The sequence below is a fragment of the Rhizobium cauense genome, from assembly GCF_019511525.1.
In the GTDB taxonomy this organism is placed as follows: domain Bacteria; phylum Pseudomonadota; class Alphaproteobacteria; order Rhizobiales; family Rhizobiaceae; genus Rhizobium; species Rhizobium cauense.
Window position 1 is genome coordinate 88,969 of sequence record NZ_JAEUAT010000006.1, and the last position, 19,478, is coordinate 108,446.

Annotated in this window: 17 protein-coding genes; all 17 read right to left on the reverse strand. The window is 60.2% G+C overall.

Annotation, left to right across the window (positions count from 1 at the left end):
- Positions 1-2,205, reverse strand: coding sequence for a phage tail protein (locus JNB88_RS13390; protein ID WP_220355870.1), 2,205 nt, complete (start codon positions 2,203-2,205; stop codon positions 1-3).
- Positions 2,205-4,211, reverse strand: coding sequence for a putative baseplate assembly protein (locus JNB88_RS13395; protein WP_220355871.1), 2,007 nt, complete (start codon positions 4,209-4,211; stop codon positions 2,205-2,207). Before JNB88_RS13395 ends, JNB88_RS13390 begins: the two co-directional genes overlap by 1 nt.
- A gap of 2 nt (positions 4,212-4,213) precedes the next feature.
- Positions 4,214-4,630 (reverse strand): GPW/gp25 family protein, encoded by a 417-nt coding sequence (locus tag JNB88_RS13400; protein WP_220355872.1) that lies wholly within the window; start codon positions 4,628-4,630, stop codon positions 4,214-4,216.
- Positions 4,627-5,388, reverse strand: a complete 762-nt coding sequence (locus tag JNB88_RS13405) for a hypothetical protein (protein WP_220355873.1) — start codon at positions 5,386-5,388, stop codon at positions 4,627-4,629. Before JNB88_RS13405 ends, JNB88_RS13400 begins: the two co-directional genes overlap by 4 nt.
- A gap of 12 nt (positions 5,389-5,400) precedes the next feature.
- The gene (locus JNB88_RS13410) at positions 5,401-5,916 is read right to left on the reverse strand and encodes a phage baseplate assembly protein V (protein ID WP_220355874.1); all 516 of its coding nucleotides are present in this window, start codon (positions 5,914-5,916) and stop codon (positions 5,401-5,403) included.
- Complete coding sequence (locus JNB88_RS13415) at positions 5,913-7,148, reverse strand: phage late control D family protein (RefSeq protein WP_220355875.1); 1,236 nt, start codon at positions 7,146-7,148, stop codon at positions 5,913-5,915. Before JNB88_RS13415 ends, JNB88_RS13410 begins: the two co-directional genes overlap by 4 nt.
- Positions 7,149-7,156: 8 nt before the next feature.
- Positions 7,157-7,858, reverse strand: coding sequence for a CIS tube protein (locus JNB88_RS13420; protein WP_220355876.1), 702 nt, complete (start codon positions 7,856-7,858; stop codon positions 7,157-7,159).
- A gap of 1 nt (position 7,859) precedes the next feature.
- A complete protein-coding gene (locus JNB88_RS13425) occupies positions 7,860-8,042 on the reverse strand; it encodes a hypothetical protein (protein WP_220355877.1) in 183 nt (60 codons plus the stop codon).
- A gap of 27 nt (positions 8,043-8,069) precedes the next feature.
- On the reverse strand, positions 8,070-8,597 hold the full coding sequence (locus JNB88_RS13430) for a phage tail protein (RefSeq protein WP_220355878.1): 528 nt from the start codon (positions 8,595-8,597) through the stop codon (positions 8,070-8,072).
- The gene (locus JNB88_RS13435) at positions 8,594-10,951 is read right to left on the reverse strand and encodes a phage tail sheath subtilisin-like domain-containing protein (RefSeq protein ID WP_220355879.1); all 2,358 of its coding nucleotides are present in this window, start codon (positions 10,949-10,951) and stop codon (positions 8,594-8,596) included. Before JNB88_RS13435 ends, JNB88_RS13430 begins: the two co-directional genes overlap by 4 nt.
- A 6-nt stretch (positions 10,952-10,957) precedes the next feature.
- Positions 10,958-11,404: a phage tail protein gene (locus JNB88_RS13440; protein WP_037123514.1), complete on the reverse strand. Its 447-nt coding sequence runs from the start codon at positions 11,402-11,404 to the stop codon at positions 10,958-10,960.
- 18 nt (positions 11,405-11,422) lie between these two features.
- The gene (locus tag JNB88_RS13445) at positions 11,423-13,483 is read right to left on the reverse strand and encodes a phage tail sheath subtilisin-like domain-containing protein (protein WP_220355880.1); all 2,061 of its coding nucleotides are present in this window, start codon (positions 13,481-13,483) and stop codon (positions 11,423-11,425) included.
- A gap of 31 nt (positions 13,484-13,514) precedes the next feature.
- Positions 13,515-14,603 carry a hypothetical protein gene (locus JNB88_RS13450; RefSeq protein ID WP_220355881.1) on the reverse strand — a complete coding sequence of 363 codons (1,089 nt, stop codon included), beginning with the start codon at positions 14,601-14,603 and terminating at the stop codon, positions 13,515-13,517.
- Positions 14,604-14,611: 8 nt separating this feature from the next.
- Positions 14,612-15,199, reverse strand: coding sequence for a Pvc16 family protein (locus tag JNB88_RS13455; RefSeq protein WP_220355882.1), 588 nt, complete (start codon positions 15,197-15,199; stop codon positions 14,612-14,614).
- A 2-nt stretch (positions 15,200-15,201) separates the two neighbouring features.
- On the reverse strand, positions 15,202-15,576 hold the full coding sequence (locus JNB88_RS13460) for a hypothetical protein (RefSeq protein ID WP_220355883.1): 375 nt from the start codon (positions 15,574-15,576) through the stop codon (positions 15,202-15,204).
- Positions 15,577-15,863: 287 nt separating this feature from the next.
- Positions 15,864-16,550 (reverse strand): LuxR C-terminal-related transcriptional regulator, encoded by a 687-nt coding sequence (locus JNB88_RS13465; RefSeq protein WP_220355884.1) that lies wholly within the window; start codon positions 16,548-16,550, stop codon positions 15,864-15,866.
- Positions 16,551-17,115: 565 nt separating this feature from the next.
- On the reverse strand, positions 17,116-19,443 hold the full coding sequence (locus JNB88_RS13470; protein ID WP_220355885.1) for a peptidoglycan-binding protein: 2,328 nt from the start codon (positions 19,441-19,443) through the stop codon (positions 17,116-17,118).
- Between the last annotated feature and the right edge of the window lie 35 nt (positions 19,444-19,478).

Consider the following 19,478-nt stretch of genomic DNA (forward strand, 5'->3'; position numbering starts at 1 on the left):
TCACTCCAGAATGGTGTCGCGGCCGATGCGCAGGCCAGCGTTCAGCGCGAACGGCCGGGGCGGCCGTTCCAGCAAGATTTCCTCACCCAGGATGGCTTCATCGATGCGCGCAGGCATGGTGTGGCGGCCGAGCACAGTGTTGATGCCAAGCACAAGATCGCAGCCGATGACGAAGCGTGGCCGCATCAGTCGCACGTCGATCTCGACATGGGCAGGCTTGGCCAGCTCGATGATCGCTTCGAGTGCAGCAAGGTCCGCGTCTGCGAAACCATCGCCAGCTGGCACGTAAAGCGTCGCGCGATGCGCGAAGGCGTCGAATGGGTCTGTCAGCGGGTCGCCACCATCGATCAACTGGAATCTGCCGATTTCGGAATAGGCGTCGAGCTGCAGGCGGCGTACGATCTCCGGTCCCCAAAGCGCTGCGGTATCGCCAAGCCTTCCTTCGTCCAGCGAAAGCCAGCGGCGCAGACGGAAGTGCTCGACCGCCTGCGGCTCCGTGCCGGTGTAAAGCGCGACGTGACGCTTCAACCCCTTGACGGTTCCGCGGATCCTGAAAAGGGTTGGTGCTTCGGCCACCAGCCTGCGACGACGCTCGACGGTCCAGTTGCGGTCGAGGGCTAGTCCGATCCAGCCGCCCAGCCAATCCAGGAAGTCAGCCCCCTGCTCGCCGCGCTCGGCCGTAGGGGTAGCCAATGGGTCGAAATAGGCAGGCAATCTTTCCAGTGGATCGAGTGCACCTGCACGGGCCCGATCGAAGATCTCGATGAATCGGGCGAAGAAATCGGCACTTTCCGGCCCTTCGGAGAAGACAGCCGGCAGGTGTTGCGCAGAAGTCTGTCGCGGCCAGCGCAGAGTTGCAGAACTCACTGTCGGCGTGGCTGCTCCGTCACCTTCGAAAGTAAGGCGTAGCCAAAGAAACCGTCCGGGGCGGCTGCGAACCGAGCATTCAAAGTAGCCCTTGCTGTGCCCGGACACCGGCGTAAATGTCCACTGATCGTCGCTCAGAGCATCGACTTCGGCCGGCATGAGGTCGAAATGGCTCGTGGCCGTGGCAATCGACAGCCGCGTACCGAAGGGGGTCGATGCATCGATCTCGACCCTATCCCACACGCAGCCCGTGAGGCCGGAATCGAGAGTAAGGCTCGTATAGGCGCCCGAGATTTCGTAGCGTGTGGCGTCGTTGCGCATCAGGCAGGGGCTACGCGTATCGCCGAAGATGGCATTTCCGGAGGCATCAAACGCCAGTAGTGCGCACTCTGCGGGAGTGAGCCGCACGCGCTCGGCCGGCAGGCACTGGCCGGCGCAGGACCGGCGAACACGGCAGACGTCGCCAGACACGCGATCGGATATCCAGATCGTGCCATCCTCATCAACGGCGAGTGCTGGCCGCTCAAACCGCGAGGCGACGGCATCGACCACCGCCACACGTTGCTCGATGTGGCCCGCCTTGTCGATGACGGCAACGGCTGCCTCGCCGTCCTCCACCACGTATATAAAGCCGTGCCGATCGGCTGCCATCACTGTTGGCGCTGCAAGGCCGGCCTGACCGTCTGTTGCTCCATCGAAGGATGTGAGGTGGCTGAATCGCGCTCCGAACAGGTGGATGAGATTGTTCTGTCGATCGCTGATGGCTATGCGCCCATCCGGCAACAAGACCATGCCGGCTGGCGCCCAGGCCTGCTCCGGGAATATCGACGCGCCGGTAGGGACACCGGTCAGCGGGTCGAGTTCGGGCTTCGGCTTGATGCGAACAAGTCGTTCCTCGAGCCAGGCGAATGGGCCGATGGCTCCACGCAGGCGCCAATCGGCAGAAGACCAGATCTCTACTTTGCGGTTGCCGGCGTCGAGGACAAGAAGATCGCCACGGCAGTCGACGAGAAGTCCTGCCGGATCACGCTCGGGGACCGCGGTGCCACCAGTCCCTGGCAGGCAGGCAGCAGGCACAAACGTCTCCGAGCATGCGTCGTAGATGAGGATAGTGCCGGTTCGCCGGTCGAGCAGGTATATTTCGCCTGCCTTTCCGAGAGCAATGGTAACCGGCGTCGACAGGCCACCGAAGCTGCCCGAGGGGGAACCGAGTGGGACGACGCTTGCCGGGATCTTGGCGAGTTCAAGAGCGCCACCTGCGCCCGAAATGTGCGCCATGACGGAGGCACGCCAACCTGCCGTGGCGTCCATTCGGAAGGCGGGAGCGGGCTTGCCCATCAGCGACCTCCATCCTGTGCAGCGAGAATGTTGAGATCGTGACCCTCGGCATAGACGAGCTCGCCGGGACAGAGCGGAATGTCCCGGCAGAAGGGGGCGGCATCGCCATCGACGCTCATCGTGAGCTGTCCGTCTGCGATACGCAGCACACCGAGCGTTTCAAGAATCAGCCGGTAGATGTCAGAGAAGAATACTGTCCCGCCAAATGGCCAGCCGAGCCCATCCGGCCCCCCGGTCAACGGATGCAGGAAACCATTGAGCCGGGTTTCGAGATTGCGTCGCACATCTGCAAAGTCAGCGTTTCTAGCCGCCAGCACATCTGCACCGACGCGGATCAGCCTGTAAACGGGGGCGCGGACATGCACCTCGGTGGTCATCAGACGGTACTTGTCGAGATGGGCGCAAACGGTAGCGAGCGTCGTGGAATTGGGCATAGGGTTTGCCTGGTCGCCATCAGGCACGACAATGACTGTGACGGCGCCTGGAATTTTTGCCCCGGGATAGCGCGGATGGGTAAGCGGCAAGGCCTTGGCACGCATGACACCGGCTTCCAGAGCACGAACCTCGAAGTCCTCGCAGGTAACCGCGCGGCAGTTGCTCTTGATCTCGGCGGCCGCCCGCAACTTGGTCGCGGCGACGCTTTCCTCCTCGCTCCCGCCCTCAGCCGGAAACGGATTGGTGGCGCTTTCAATGCCGGGCAAGAACGTCTGGATCTCACTCACTGTGGCTGCAGCAAGCATGCCGCGACGGCCGCCTCCGGTCAGATAATGCCGCGCAACAATGTTGCCGCCGAGACCCGGCGGCTCGTAGGCAAGCGGGATGCGCCCGTGAACACCGTCGCCAAACTGGATTGCACCAAGGTTGCGGTTGAGCAGGTAGTGCGGGTCAGAGGGACCGGACGCGTAGAAGTCGTCCACTTCCTGCCATGCGGCAAAGCCCTGGCCTTCGTCGATTTCAAGCGTGAGGCTCTTTATCTGCACGCGCGCGCCATAAGCGCCGTCGACCCATTCGTCTTCAATGGTCGGCAGGACCGGCCGGCTGGCCAGCGAGAAGCTCTGATCAGGACGGCCATTGCTCGCACCAACGATTTCATCGCGGTTTGTTGCCGCCTGCATTGCGGGTACTGTGTTGATCAGCACGGCGTCGAGCCGGGGCGCCCGCTCGTAGTTCGGCGCCTCGAGACGGCAGCGCAGCCAGTAAAGGGGCGCGGTCACATCGCCGAGCTTGGCAAGACGGCAGGCCGCCCCTGGACCGCGCAGCATGATATGCCCATCCTTCAAAAGGCATTGCGTCTCGTCCCGCAGCAACACAAGTGGCTGCCAGCGAACGAGGTCCCAGTATTCCCAGGTGAGGTTCGCGGGTGCGGGTATCGCAGCCAGTCCTTCCGTCGGTCCTTCGCACGCAAGAGGCGCGGGTGCCTTGGTGTCCTTGGCCACTTTGATCGCCAGCTCGATCGTACCCGCGGTCAAAGCGACCTGGGATGCGAAACCCAGCATCAATGCAGCGCCATCACGTGTGTTGGCGCCGAACGGATAAAACCACTGCCCACCCGTCGCTGCCTTGGTCGTGTCGACGGAATAGCCAAAGCCGTCGAAGGACTGTACGGCGGCGAGCGTCGCGCCGAGGACGGTCAGCGGGCGGATCGTCTCGAAGATGATCGGACCTTCGGCATCTGCGGGCGCGGCAACCTGAGTGCCCTGTGGCACGAAAATCTCCGCAACGTCCGTTCGCGCCGGAGCGAAGCTGATCTCGGTGCGACTGGCGGAGGCCGCTCGGCGCTCGACGCCAACCATCTGCAGAAACTTGATGTACGCGCGCTCCGGCACCTGGTTCAGCCGCCAAAGGGTAAGCTCGGTAGACCAGGCAAACAGCTTGGCAATCGCCATGCCTGGGTCACTGTCGTTGTGGTCCGTCCATTCCGGCGCGTAGCGCGGGATCAGCGTGCGGATCTCGGCTACGAGGTCGGCGAAGCGGCGATCGTCCAGTTCGGGTGCGGCAAGCGGCATGGTCATTCACCCCGCAGTTCGCCAATGTAGAAGGGATAGACGAGGCTGCCGAGGGCGTGGTTCGCCTTCAGCCTGTAATCGATCTCGATTAGAAGCGTCGACGGGCTCTCCCCTTCCACGACACGCACATCTGTCAGGTCAATGCGCTTTTCCCATTCCAACAGCGCCATGCGCACTTGATGGGCTATTGATGCGCGGTTGGCCGGGGTATTGTCGGTAAAGACATACTCGTGAATGCCGCAACCGAACCGCGGATTCATCTGCATTTCCCCACGTGCAGTTGACAGGATGATCCAGATGGAGCGCTGGACATTGGTTTCGCCGCTTGTCCAGCTGAAGCCGCCGCGCGCATTGACCATGAGCGGAAACCCGAATCCACTGCCAAGAAACGCACGTGACTGGTTAAGGAGACCGCTCATGGCAACGTCTCCAGTATTGTCTCGATGTTGGTAACCACATCCTCGAGGCTCTGGATGGTCTCCGAGAGAGCGGCACTGTCCTCGGCACTTCCGATAGCGGGAATTTTCAGTTCGATACCCGCGATTTCCAGAAAGGGGCCCACGAGACCGATGACATTGATGACCGGCTCCATCGCCTGTTGGGAATGCTCGGCCGAACGCTGAGCGTTCTTCTTGGCACAGCCCAGCGCCCTTACCAGCTCTGTATTTCCGAGTGCCTCGGCGTCAGCGATCTTGAGCTCAATTCCTTGCATGATCGCCAGGATCGTCTTCAGCTGACCTACGAGGCACTTGATCAACTTGATGATGAGCAGCAACAGGTCCTTCAGGAAGGCGAATATCCGACCGCCAGGCACGATCATCAGCAGGCAGTCTTTCAGGCCATCCACGGCCTTGAGAAAATCCGGCAACGCCTCTGCGGCCTTGATCGGGTTCGGAGGCACAAGTGCCTGGATAAGCGTTGCCAGGGGCTTGATGACGCCAAGCACTTTCAGCAGGCACTCGATCGACGCCAGAAACGGCGAAATCTGCAACAGCAGATTGGCGCTGAGCGAGCAATCGTTGGGAATGCCCTTGGACAGGTCTGCGATGGCGGTGAAGGTTCCGCCGTTGGGCAATCGCACCTTCAGCGGCTGCGGCTTGGGCAGCGCCAGTGCCTCACAGTCGGGTAGCTCGAAAAGCTGCTGGAGGTTAACCGAAACCGGAATCTCGCGTCGCATCGCTGTTTCCCCTCAGATCGGCGTATTCGTGGGCGAAACGTTGCGACGCCAACCCGGCCCCGCCAGCGAAATCATCGGCGCCTCGATCTCGACCAGTGCAACACCCTTCAGGTGGATCTTGCCGTTGGAAAGCGTGATCGTGTTACCGTTGGCGTCTTCAATGACGACGGCACCGAAGCCGTTCGGCCCCCGTTCCTCGTCGATCAGGCGTATGGTGTGGCCGTTGAACGAACGGATCATGCGCTCACGCGGATGCGTCGATGGTGGAGCGTCCTTGCCGTTCCAGGTGGCTCCAACAATGATCGGCTGCTCGGGATCACCGCCGAGATATGCGACAATGACCTCGTCCTCCAGTTCGGGCATGAACCAGGCACCACGACCTCCGCCAGCCATGAGTGAAGCGACTGGCGCCCAGGCGGTGCGGCTGCGGCCGGTTAGCGTCGCAATGTCGACCTTGATGCGGCCCTGGCCACTCGGGTCCTCCACGCTCTTGACGACGCCGACCATCATTCCGTTGTTGCGGCTCATGGTGTTGCCTTTCTCTTGTCGGTCGGCGGCTCGACCCGCCTGGCGGAAAAGCTCGTTCGGTAGCCGGAGGAATCGAAACTGTGGGTGGAGGACAGAACGGTGTAGAGACCGTCAAACTGGACACCGGTTCGCTTGATCGAAACGGATTTCCCTGCCCGCAGGTCCGGCAAACCGACTGTGGTTCCCGTTGCCTCGACCATGCGACCAATCATCTTGATCAACACCTCGTCGGCACGTTTCCTGGCTTCCTCGACCGTGCGCGCGGGCGGGTCGGTAATGACCTCCTCACGGTTGGCGGCACGGGCCACCGGAACATGGTCGGCATTGGGAAGAACAGGCTTTCCTGATTTACCGGCCTCTGCCAGCAGATCGTCCAGCGTCCGGCGCTCCTCGATGCGCTTCTTTGCAGTGCGGTCCCAGCCGCAGACCCGCGCAGCAAATATCTGTTGCGCACTGGCGAAGGTTGGATGGAAGGAGACTAGCGACTTGCCCCATTCCAGTTCATAGGTGACATTGCGCAAGGAAACGGTCGGACCGAAATAAAGGAAGCGGTTGATCTTCGGGTTCTTCGGCGTACTGCCGGGCAACTCCTCCTCGCCCACCAGCACCTCGTAACCGCAGCGACGGGCACGTTCCATCAGAAAGATGATAGGGAACTGGTTGTTCATGAATATGTGCGGCAGCAAGGGTTCCTTGGCTGCTGCATTCTTGTCGATCTGGACCTCGATGCCCAACCCGGGTCGCCCGGCCTTCTCATCGGCGGGAAACTGGAGCCACTGTGCGATTTCGCTGTCGCGGACGCCGCCTTCGTTTCCGTCGTCCGGCCATGACCAGGTGTATTGCTTGGTTCGAAGGCGCTCGAGCACGTTCAGCCCGCTGACCACGATCCGCGACGAGCCAGCTTCAGGAAACTGCACGTCGATGGAGGTGATCATGCCCGTCATCATCAGGCGCAAGTCACCCTGATAGCCCATGAAAAGCCTGATTTCGTTGCCCGGGGCAAAGATGCCGGGATCCGCCTCGTGGCCGTAATAGAGCGGCTTTTGCGTGACGGTATTCCAGTTGTTGACGGTCAGGGTGAAGCCATCAATCCTTTCGATACCGTCCTCGTAGCGAAGTTCGATCACATCGCGTACCGGGACCTTGCTGCCCTTCACGTGCAATTCGAAGGCAGGCACATAGAAGGGCTGTGTCTCCTGTTGCAGCGGTATGATTTTGGCGGCGGCGTTCATGATCTCTCCTAGAGGGCCGGAACTTCGAGAATTTGCCCGGGGACGAGATCGAACGGGTTCTCGATACCATTGTGTTCAGCAATACGGCGCCAGTCTGCGCCGCTACCGCTCGTGAGTTCGGCAATGCGTGTGATTGTTTGCCCTGATTGCACCGCGTGTGCCTTGGTACGATCGGGCGACAAAAGCCCGAGTTCGGCAAGCTGCTCGGGTAACGTCTTGTACTCCTTGAGCACCAGCGACAGCACGGCACGCAATGGCAGGCCGAGCGAGGAGAACATGGTGTAGCGCTGGCGAACGCTCTCGATGACCCCTTTGAAACCGCTTCGCGCCTGGCTGGCTTGTGCAGGATCCGTCCCATGACCCGGAAACGCATCACCGCCCCAGGTGAAGAGGACGATCGGCGGCGCGTGTGTTTCCGCCTCGATCTTGATGAGCTTGTAGAAGGGGTCGGTCTTTTCGGTCACCGACTTAGCGTCAGCGCCAGTCCCGTTATCTGTTGAATCGAAAAACAGATCGACGGTCATTGTCTCGGTCTGGCCGCGTACGAACTGCAGCAACGGCTGGTCGAGCCCAGGTATGGCTATTTCGGCGATCTGATTGGACTTGGCGAGTGTGTATTCGGTGGGATTGTAGAGCACCTCCAGGGCATCACCGATGCCGATACCGTCGGCGTGCATCCGCTGGATTTGTGCCTTCGCGAGCCAGCTCATCTTACGCAACTCCATCCGGGCGGTCATAGGCTGTACGGCGCAGACGTGTCTCTTCCTCGCGCCGGTGCCGCAGACGCTGTTCGTCGTCAATGCGCAACATCACGGTACGCACGATGTCGGCCTGCATCCGGTCGATGTCGAACAATGTGACCTTGGTGTTGACCTCTTCGACATGCACGTCCATCGCGCTTCTCCTGACGATAAAGGGATGTCACGAAAACAGGTTCGAGACTGCCGAAACCAGATTTCCTCCACCCGCACCGGTGGCGCGGATTCCCTCATGGGCAATCTCGATCTCTTCGACCGCGACCTGCGACTGAATTGCATTGAGCGACGGGCCGACCCAACGCACTGGCAGTCCGCGCTTGAACCGCCAGCTCCTAACCGCCTTGCCGCGCTCGTCCTGAAGCGTGATGACGCCGTCGCGTCGCTTGCCGTGGCCTTCAAGGTAGTCGTAGTGCCACTGCCACAGATCCGCGGTTGTCACGATTCCGCGCTTCAGGCGAATGTTCGTCCAGGTGGCACGGCCCGTGAACTTCAGCATGGCACCATTGTTGCCACCCTCGGCATATGTCTCTGGCTGGAGCGTCACCTCAAGGCCACTGCACTCGCTGAAGCCGGCCTGGCGCGGGGCGACGCCCAGGGTCGCCTGGATGGTGGCGCCGGCACTTGCCGTTTCGACCAGCGAAACCGAAAAATTGAAACCGAGAACGGGGTCGGGACGTGAACGAGCCATCATGCATCCTCCCCTTGCTTTTCCGTGTCCTCGACGATCTCGAGGCGGTCCTCGGTGCGCGATAGCCTGAGCACGACGAACTCAGCGGGGATGACCGGTGCGACGCCAATTTCCAGGATGAACTCGCCGCGGTCGTAAGCCGCCCGATCAACGATCTGGCGAACATAAAATGCCTCGTCAGCGGTGCGGCCCGACAACCGACGTTCATCCCATTCGGTTTCGAGAAAACCTTCCACCTGAGCAAACACGGCGTCATAGAAGATGTTGTTCTGAGGCTCGAACACTGCCCATTGCATGCCCCGGTTCAATGCCCGCTTCAGCCGGATGATCAACCGGGGGACGTTCAGGAAGCGCCATTGCGGATCACTCGAAAGGGTCCGAGCACCATAAATGCGGATGCCGCGCCCCAGGAACGATCGGATGCAGTTGATGCCGGCCGGGTTCAACCCTTCCTGCGCAGCTGAGTCGATCGAATGGGGCAGGCTCGAAAGCCATTGCAGCGGCATGTTCGCAGGCGCGGCCTGGGTTCCCCGGACAGAATCTGTTCTCGCAATGCAGCCCGCTGCATGACCCGAGGGCGGCACTTCGCGAGGCGCGCCGTTCGGCAGGGTGAGCGGGTCAGTCAGTTCGATCCAGGGGAAATAGAGTGCTGCATAGGAGCTGTCGAAACGCTGCCGCCAGGCCATGGTTGCATCAACATCATAGGGATCCGGCCGATCGCGCCAACGCGGCACGTCGATCAGTGCGATGCGGTCACCACGCGTCTCGCAATGCGCTACGAGCGTCGATTGCATCGCCAGAACGTCGTCCAACGAAAAACTAGGGGTCGCCTCGATCATCGGCGGCGGGGCAACGGGAGGAGCGGGCAACGCTGGGCAGAGGCAGCAGGGGTCGGTTTCCTCCTTTGGTGGAGGCGCTGTCATCAGAGCCGGCATCGGCTCGATCATGAAATCGGGCACCGCAAGGGTGGCCGGCTCGTCCACAGTCTCGAACACGCGGACACCGCGCCGCGTTTCCAGCGAAAGGTCTCCGACAATGGCATCGTGCGAGAGCATGGCAATCCCGTCGCGTCCTCCAGACAGAGTGCACAGGCCATTTGGCTGCAGGGGCAGTGTTGGATCCGGTTGCGCATAGTCCGACCCGCCCAGACGGGAAATACGGATAAGCTTCGATTGCTCGTTGACCAGCGAAGCATCAGGATCAGCAAGCGTCGGCAGGTCGAGATCACCAAACGTCTCGGCGAGCTTCCCTTTCAGTCGCACCGACAAGGAGGTGACGTGACGACGCACCCGGATCGGGTTTGTGCCGTTGGCAGCCGCGACAAGGTCGAATGGCGCAGCCAGATCCGTATCCCAGAAAAGCCGACGCGTCTTCACGTCGACCGCAGCAATACGGCGACGAACAAGTGGAGCACCTACCTGAATGATTTCAACGATCGAGCCCTTGGCAAATCCCGTAACGGCCTCGACAGAAAGCCAATGGGGTTTGTCTGGTTCAAGGCACAGGCGTGAGCGGGCTTCCAGACCACGCGAGTGACGCACGGATACGGAAAGGCCGTCGCCCCATTGGCCAGGATTAAATGCTTCGATCGAGATGAGCGGCAGAGCATCCTCGTCATAGATCGTGCCGTTTGAAGCGCCGGCCCCGGCCGCAAAATTGATCGCCTTGGTCTGATCGAAGGCCGGATCGAGGGCTGCGTTCCAGACGATCTGATCTGCTGAGAGAGACTGAACGAGGCGGGAGCAGCGATGCTGGGAGAAAAGCGTAAACGGTTGCGCGATGTCGACAAGGGCATCCAATGGTTCGCGCCAACGGATTTCGTTGCCACCGGCGTTGATGAACACTGGTTGCGCAAAGCATGGTCTCTTCCCGGGCTGACGTATGACCACCAAACGGTGTGCGGCGAAGCCACCGATGTCGGCAACAATGGTCGAGCCCCTGTCTGTCGGTTGCACGCCCGCAGCCGTGGTCGTGACCGCTTGGTCGGCGACAACCAGAGCTCCCGGCGAAATGCTTGCTGTAGACAAGACAAACGAAGACGAATTGTCCGCTGGCTGAATGACCGTCGGATCAAGATCAAGGGCAGTGCGCACTTCGCTGGCAGCCACCCTCACGACATGGCACCTTTGTCCACCATTCTCGAAGAAGGCTCGCACAGAATAAGCGAGGTAAGCGTTCGGCAGAAAATTGCCAAAGATGTCGAGAAAGGCCGGCCAGCCGTCGAGGGCAACGGCCTTGTCGACCGGCCCCCTCTCGGCAATACCAACAAAACCAGCGACGTCCATGCGCACGGCAGCAAGCCCTTCCTGTGGACGGGGGTGCTCGACATAGACGCCGGGTGCATAATGGAGTGCCATGGCCGCTTATCCCGTAACCGTCATTTCGACACGGTCGACGGCGATTTCGATCATCTCGACGGCGATATCGTTTGAGGTCGCGTTAAAGCCCGGGCCCTCCCATTTGGTGATGAAGCCGTTCTTGAAGCTCCAGCGCAGCTTGTCGGTCTGAAGTTCATCGGTCAGAACGACTGCGCCGTCGCGCAATCTGGCGCCGCCGTTCAGCACCTCCTTGTACCAGTCGTAGAGCTGCCCATCGGTGGTAATGCCGCGCTTCAGCTGAATGTTTGTGAATTTGCGCAGCCCGAACATCTTGCGGACGTGCAGGTTCTTCTCGTCGCCTTCCCGGTATTCGACCGGGTCGGTCTCGAATGTCAGGCCGCTGCATTCGCGGAACGCCGCACCCGTCACGCCATCGATCTCGACGCGGAAATTGTAGCCGCGAAATGGATCGGGTCTTTCTCGCTCAGCCATGGGTGGCCTCCTGGGCTATCACACCTCTTCGGTGAAGGAACCGCCGGCCCACTGGCCAATGCGGATGATGACAAATTCGGCAGGTTTGACGGGGCATAGCCCTATCTCCATGATCAGCCTGCCATTATCGATGTCGTCCAAGCTCATCGTGTCGAAACCGCAATTGATGTAATAGGAGTCTTCCCTCTTCTCTCCGAACAGGGCACCTTCACGCCAAAGGCCGCCCAGGAAAGAATCGACGCTGTCCTTCAGTTTCGACCAAAGCCGCTGGTCGTTCGGCTCCAGCACGGCCCATTGCGTGCCGATCTCGAGCGAGCGTTCGATGAAAATGAAAAGGCGGCGAACGGATAGATATTTCCAGTCGCTTGCCGAGGTAATGCAGCGCGCGCCGTAGATGCGCAGGCCCCGACCCTCGTTGCGGAAGTCACGGAAGACGTTGATGTTGTTGGGCTGCGGGTTGAGCACCTCATGCTCGCCCTTGGTGACGATGGCTTCGAGATCCAGAATATTGCGGACAGTCTCGTTGCCGGGCGCCTTCCAGACACCGCGCTCATTGTCGACGCGGGCGCAAAGCCCGGCCATGTGACCGCTAGGGCCGATAGCGCGACGGTTTCCGGCCGCATCACGCACGATAAGCCGCGGGTAGTAGATAGCGGCATACTTGCTGTCGAATTGCCGTCGCTGTGACTGAATGTCGTTCAAGCTTGGCGGGTTTCCGCCGCTGACCAAAGGATCGAGAAGCGCAACTCGGTATTTCAACCGCTCGCATTGCTCGATGAGCGCCTCCTGCACCGCTTGTTCGCCCCAGCCCGGTACGGCGATAATGGAGATGTCCTCCACTTCCTCGAGAGACTTGAGGCCGCTGCGCTTACCAGGTCCAAGATCCTGCCCGATGATGTTGATAGCGGCTGGTGGCGCATCAACGCCGGGCGTCGTCACTGTCAGCGAAAGACCATTGGCACCTGAAGGAAAGAAGAAGGGGTTTGTGGTGCCGGGCACAGCGTCGATGTGGATCAGCCGGGAGCGCGAATTCACCACGTCGGTGACGAATTTGCCCATGACGTTTTCCAACGTCAGACCACGATAGCTTTCCTGCAGGGCATCATAGGCAACTGTCAGCGAAAACTCGCAGACCGTGAAGATCGTGCTGGTCGCGCCGCCGACCGGATTGAGAGCATTCGCTGCAAGGACTGCTCCGTCCAGTTCAACGATGTTGCCGCTGACCGAGACGACCTGACGGAAGAGCTTCGCGGTTGCCCCGTTGCCGCGATCAATCTCGACCCAGGCCTTCGGATAAAAACCGGAGGCGGATTTAAGTCGGATGCGATTGGCACCGAGGTTTGCATCGTATTCGCCACGAGCCCCGTCTGTGTGCCCTGCCTGCACGACGACTTCGCTTCCCCAGGCGCCGGCATCTGCGGCGGTGAACAGGATGCTGGCTGGCAGCGGCGCGCCTTCAGTTGCTTGCGAATTGTTCAAATTGTTGATGCGGGTGATTACCGCGGTCGACCTCGTCATAAACGAAGCCTTGCCGGCTGGCGTGATCGTTATGTTATTGTCCAGCGTCACCTCGCCTGTTGCTCGGTTGATGCCGCCAGCCGCAACTTGCAGCACGTTCGAATCGTAGGTTACGCCGTCCTCCACCATCTGCAGGCGGATCTCCTTGCCCTGTGCAAGACCGCGCAACGTTGCTGGCTTTATGATGTTTTGGCCGACCAGGGCATCCGATCCCGGCGCGAGCCGCGTGATCATACCGCCAGCGGTCTGCGAGGCCGCTTTGACAGCACCGGCCCCGACGACACGCGAGACATAAAGGCGGCGTCCACCGTTGGCGAAAAAGCCCTCCGCCGCCAGGAACAACTCCTCCTTGCCGAGGACAGCTGGATCTGCGGTGAGCATCGGACGACCGAAGCTCTGCCGAAACTGCAGCATGTTGGTGACCAGCACTGGCCTGCCGATGGTCGGGCCGCGGGTCGTGTAGCCAACCACACCGGTCGTGCTTGTGGAGACGCCCTCAATGGAAGGCGGCTTCAGATCAACTTCCTCGAGGAAAACGCCTGGCGCTAGATACTCGGGCATGGGCTGGCTCCTTCAAAGGAGGGGGCGCGTGTCATGGTGCCATCCTCCAGTCGAGTGTGGATAAAGGCTCGCTCCACCGCATCGGCACGGTTCGAGTAAGTGCACTGAAGCCAGCGGCACTTGCGCGAAGGACGGGCCTGCGCAGGCGACTAATGCCCTGGATCAGGTAACGGCCAATAGGGTCGCAGACCACGCCCTGTCCGTGGAATGCGGGCGGCTCAGCGGCGTCGGTGATGGCGAGAACGTCGCCCGTCGGCGCCGCATCAAGCACCAGCACCGCCTCACCGGCATATGCCTGGCCGACGGGGGTTGCGTTTACCCCTGCGGGGGCACCAAGCGTGAAGGGAGCCGCCGGATCGTCCATGCGCACGCCGCGCGCAAGCGGCGCAGTGAGCGTCACCGTACCTGGCAGTGCAAGGTTTGCCGGGCTTGGAGAAACCGACTGGATCTGAGCAAAATGTGCCCGATGTTCCGGCCCGAACCGCAGTAGCTGATTTGCAGCAAGGTTCTGACGATCGTCGAGCAAGATCTCGACAGAGCCGGCGGGCGTCTCCTCCTTGGCGGCCTTTATCGGAACCGCCGAGGCTACGGGACTGACAGTCCTGCCGCGTATCGAGGCGGCCGCGCCAAGCGACCGCGCCAGCGGCGAGGAAAGCAGGATTGCGCGCTGTGGATTGGCAAGGGTTGGGCCGGCAAGTTCGATGCGTGCACCGGAAACGGGATTGCCGGTGGCGAGCTCGATAACGCGACCGGACAGCGAAACCGGCAGACGACGCAGAGCGGTGTCTGTCATCTCCACCGGAAAAACCGGCAAAGCAGGAACGTTGACGGTTACGTCCAGATCATGAAAACCAACGGACGTTATGCCGACATCCAGTGCGTACGGGATAGTGTGGTCGACAAGCGCAACATCGGGATCGCCGGCCAAGGCGAAGTGCCCAACATTTGACGACGCGCGCAAGAGAGGTTCATTGACGGTGACCACAAACGGCGCGGCAACCGGCAGCGGCTCGTCCGCGCAATCGTCAATTACCGCACCATGTGCCATCACCTGCCAGACCGCTGAGCGCTCGCTGATGACGTCATAGACATGGCCGTTGCTGAGAACTTGAGCGTCCATCGCTACCCTCACCGAACCGTTTCGATCGCGGTGTAGCGATCGGTCTTGACGAGGACAGGCGGTCCTTCAACCACCTCGCGGCGTGAGACGATGGGCACATATTGAACGACGTAGGTCGCGGATAGCTCGTAGGGCTCCTGCAGCGCGTGCCAGATACGCGTCAGTTCCTCGAGCGTGTGTGGTTCGAGGTGCAGCGACAGGGAATGCAAGCCGCTGTCTATCAACTGCGGCACCAGAAAATCCGCGGTAAGCAGCGCGTGGTCGTGCATAGCCTGCATCGCCAGCCCCAACAGACGCTGCTCGGTAAGTGTATCGCGCGCTAGAGGCGTAACGAGGTAGGTGAGATTGAGCGGTAGCGGCCGCTGCATGATACCAGGCGCGACACGCACGGGTGGCGCGTTGACCAGGTCCTCGACCCGGCTGACCTGATAGAGCCAGAGTGAGACTATGCTTTGCTGCACGCCGGCGCGACGGATTTCCTTCGGCGATCTGAGGTCGATCTGCGTGCCGGCGAACGGACCGACATCGGTGATCACGGAGCGCAACAGGTTCTGCAGGCTCTGGCTGACGAAACCGATCCCCGATGCGTCCGCCATCGTTACGCCTCCATGCCAATGCGGCCCTGCGCCTGCAATAGTGCAGTGCGCATGGCGGCCGAAGACAGAGGACTGATGTCTTTCACATAAGGCTGCAGCCAGTGGACAAATGCCATGCCCTGATGTGGTGTGATTGCCAGCACACGCATCGTCGGCTGACTGATCAGCAGCCGCTCGAAGCGTGAGGGCGCGTTATCGTGCTCCTCATTGATCACAATCACCATGTCAGGGATTTCTTCCGTCACACCGGCTTCGAGCGACACCTGGTCGGCCCTGCGCTCGACGATCTCGCATAGGGGTTCGACGGGCAGAATGCCCTTGACGATACCCGCCATGATGTCCGGTACGTCGTACATGAGGATGCGAACGGGTTTCACGCTAGGTGCCACTTCTATTTTGAGCCGCAGGCCCGCTTGAACATCTGGCAAGGATAGGCGGCGACAGCGCGCACTGTGAATGGATCGTCCAGGGCGTTCGTTGGGCCGGTTCGATTGGTCCACCGAGCAACGCCGAACCGGCTAGGCGTTCAGCAGGGCATGATGAACCGCGATCTGGACCAAATGGGCTATGTGAACTCGAGAGAGACCCTGACGGAGCGCTCACGAAAACGCCCCGTTTGAGGACGGGGCGTTGGTGTTCGTGTCTCAGCAATGGATCTGGTGGTCTAGATCGAAGAGTGGTCCCCGTCCGTGGCCGGAGGCTGGCCGCTCAATAAAGCAGGCACCTGCGAACGACGGCGCACGGAAAGCTTTTCCAGTATGTTGTGAACGTGGTTCTTCACTGTCGCGTCGCTAATACCCAGTCCGCGACCAATCTCCTTGTTCGAGAGGCCGCGCTGCATGAGGCTGACGATCTCGCATTCACGAACCGTCAGCCGTCCAGCCAGTGGGTGCTGCGATGGTGCGGGGGCGGCCCGTGCCACTTGTTCCAGGAGAAAAGCTGCGAACTTCGGAGAGCAATAGAGTTCTCCGCGCGCCGCATGCAGAGCAGTCATGATGATATCTTCGATCGTGCCGTCCCTTGGGATGTAGCCGCAAATACCGGCCCTGGCGCATGCCACGATATCTTCCCTGAGGTCCGAGACTGCAAAGGCAACGACCCGAACCTCGGGCCGACGTTCGCGAAGGGACCGCACGATGCCAAGGCTGTCATGCATGGAGAGGTCCATGATGATGACGTCGGTGCGAGCGAATTCAAGCGTCGAGACAAGTTCGGGGGTTGGGGGACCGGCGCCGACCAGGTGGACTCGGCGGTCCTTTTCGAGCTGACGCGAGAGACCTTCCCTATAGAGAAGTACGTCGCTGAGAACGAAGACTTTCACCTGACAATCAGGCACAGCGGGCGTTTTCATGAGATTCTCTCTCATTAACTCTAGGCGGCTCGCATTACACCAACGGCGCAAACGCTCCCCTCCCGCTCAACAAGCGGGATACCTGGCTATTCTTAAACTGCTGTTCTGACCTGCCCTCTTGGTCGCCCCTCCTGCGATACGGCATTCCCAGCCCGCGCCGCCCGCCAATAAAATAAAAAAGGAAAAACCAATTCGCCCGCAGCGCCGCAGAGTGCGACCGCCGGAGAAGGCATGCTGGCACTTTCAACTATAAGATGCTGTAACGGCTTCCTACTTTACGTAAAGTACCCCTTGAACGGGTTCCGATCAAGCAGCAAATCGATTAACGCGAAAAGTAAGTACCCGCAATCGACTGCGCCAGAGTCCGGAGCAACCTTCATTGTAGTTCACAGCATCCAATATATCGGCCGCTTTTCCTTTCCAAACATGGTGTAGGCGAAGAATTCACTGGAAAGTGGAAGGGACCATTGGCTATCGGTCAACGCTGCCAGCCAATTCCTCGTTTTCTGTTCGCTGCCGATCGTATCGCTAGCTGACTGTCATCAGCTACCATCTGCAGGTCAGTTCAACCCAGAACTTCCCTTCCATCCATGACCGTGGTCATAAAGCGATATCCATTGCTCGCTATATAACGTGGATCGGCCTTAAGTAATTTCATGAATTCACGATGGCCGTCGGTGCTCCTTCCGACCAGGCAGCCCGCGCTCGATTTCCCCAGATCCAGTTGATCGTTATCGTAGCCCCAATGCTGATTGATACCAAAGAGGCCTTCGTAGATCTTGTCACCCTGCCTTAGGTAGTCCTTGTTGAGGTCTCGATAGACCCGCAACGGATCGACCTGCACGAGCGCCTCGTGTGCGCTTGGTGTGCCGGCCCTATGGGTGCCCACCCGCCAGGCTTTGTACTGACCAAATGCGATGCGAGCCGCACCTCTGTCATCCATCGGATTCAAGGTCCAGAATCGACCAGGCTCCGACGTCGCCTCCCAAGCCTTGGCCTTCAGGCTTCCTCTATTGTCGATCCAGAATACGAGACGTACATCGTTGAAGGCGTTGGGAGCGTTTGCGTTTAACGTTCCATCAATGCTGGTACCTTCGAGATAGACGATGTTCTTGCAATCCGGATATCTGCAGATCCAATATTTTCTGGACGCCATGAAGTCGATCACGCGGTCCAGCCATGCCTCAGTTCTCGGGAGAGGTGGCAAGGCACGTGCAGGGTCACCAAGGGCAGTTTGAATGCCTGTCGGAATGGGTCCTCCGTCATAGGCAATTCCGTTCCTGGCGCAGTAGACGGCCAACGCCCATTTGGAGACCGGTCCAAAATCACCGTCCGGCGGCGGATCGAGGTACCCAAGATCCGAGAGCATCTGCTGAATCTGCTTGTCGCCGGTCAGGGCTGCTGCGTCGGTCGCCGCGCTTGGGACTGGTTGCACCGTACGCGGCTGGCCACTCGCTTGACCAAAAAGTGCTGCAAGGCTTGGAATATCCGGTGATCGTGCCCAGTTCTCGTCTGCGCTAACCCGCATGGCATCCGCAAACCATGTAACAAACTTGTCGATGTGATTGCCTGTGCCGGTCGGGTAGCAAAGCAGCCGCCATCGATTGGCTTCGGCGGCATCCTTGCGAAGGGAACCTGCATTGTAGGCGGCTGCGACGAGGGGTGCATCAAAATGGGTATTGCCACGTTGCTTGGCGATGTAGGCGGTGCCCGCGTTGATTGAGAGTGCAGGATCCAAGAGATCGTCGCCATTGATACTCTGCCGCCCCAAAGCATCCCTAGCGGTCCCAACGAGGGTCTGCATGAGCCCGACACTCTCGTCTCTGATCTTGGGTTCAGCTCGCCGAACGTCGGGCTTGCCGCTGCTCTCTGTAGCGATCGTGGCAACGATCAATTCGATCGGGACACCATATTGCTTGGCGGATCGGATGCACAGTTCGCCGTATTTCGACCAGATGTCTCGCACCGTGGCGGGCTTGCCTGCACTTCCGACGGCTGCGGCTCCTTCAATCGAAATCCCCGTCGCCGTCAGGCACCAGTCAACGCTTTCGGGGTACACCTTGTGCGGCGTCGTCAGCTCTTTGAACAGTTCCGCCAACAGAGTGATCCGGGCGGGCGTCACGCCAGTCGATACCGGCCCTGCAATTGTCGGATCAGCAGCAACAACCGGCTGGGTGGCAGGGATCGAAGGAGGGGGAACGGGCGGTGGCGAATAGGTTGGTACGCTGCGGGCTTCGGCAAGGTCGATCATGGACGCGACCATCGCATCCGACTTTTCTTTTGAGCCCTGACTGCTGCCCCAGTAAAAGCTGACAACGGTGCCGGCGATGCCGTTGATGAAGCCGACGACAGTGCCGATGAGGCCGAAGGCCGCGACAGAAAATTGGCTGTTGGTGTCGAGTTTGAAATAACCGGAGGCCAAAAGAACAAGCGCGCCAACCATGACAAGCATGCCAAAGATGGCAATCCCAACGAGCCACATGCCCGCCTTGAAAACGAGAGGCGCAATGTTGGCGCTAGACTGGAAATCCCCGGCTCGCGCACGATCCTTGATCGCAAGCTCGGCAAACTTCAAACCCGTATCGAGCTCATACTTCCTGAGATCATTTTCAGCCTGTGTAAGAGACAGCAACAACTGCGGGCTGGTTGAGTTCTGCTCAACGATCCTGACGACATCCTCGGGTGTGAGCACTTTGGCAGCAGCTGCTCCGGTCGAAACGGAACCGGAGGGTGTCACGGCCGACGCAGTCTGGCCGCCTGGCGAAAACTGGCGAAGCGCGGTTGATGCCACCGCCGCCGCAATGAGGTTGAAGGGCGGCGGGATTGCGAGCGCTGTCAAAAGTGTAGGCGCAGCAGACCGCAGAACGTCGGACACGATTCGAGATAATGCCATCTCCCTTCCCTCCCCGCCTTGCAAAAACTCCCCAA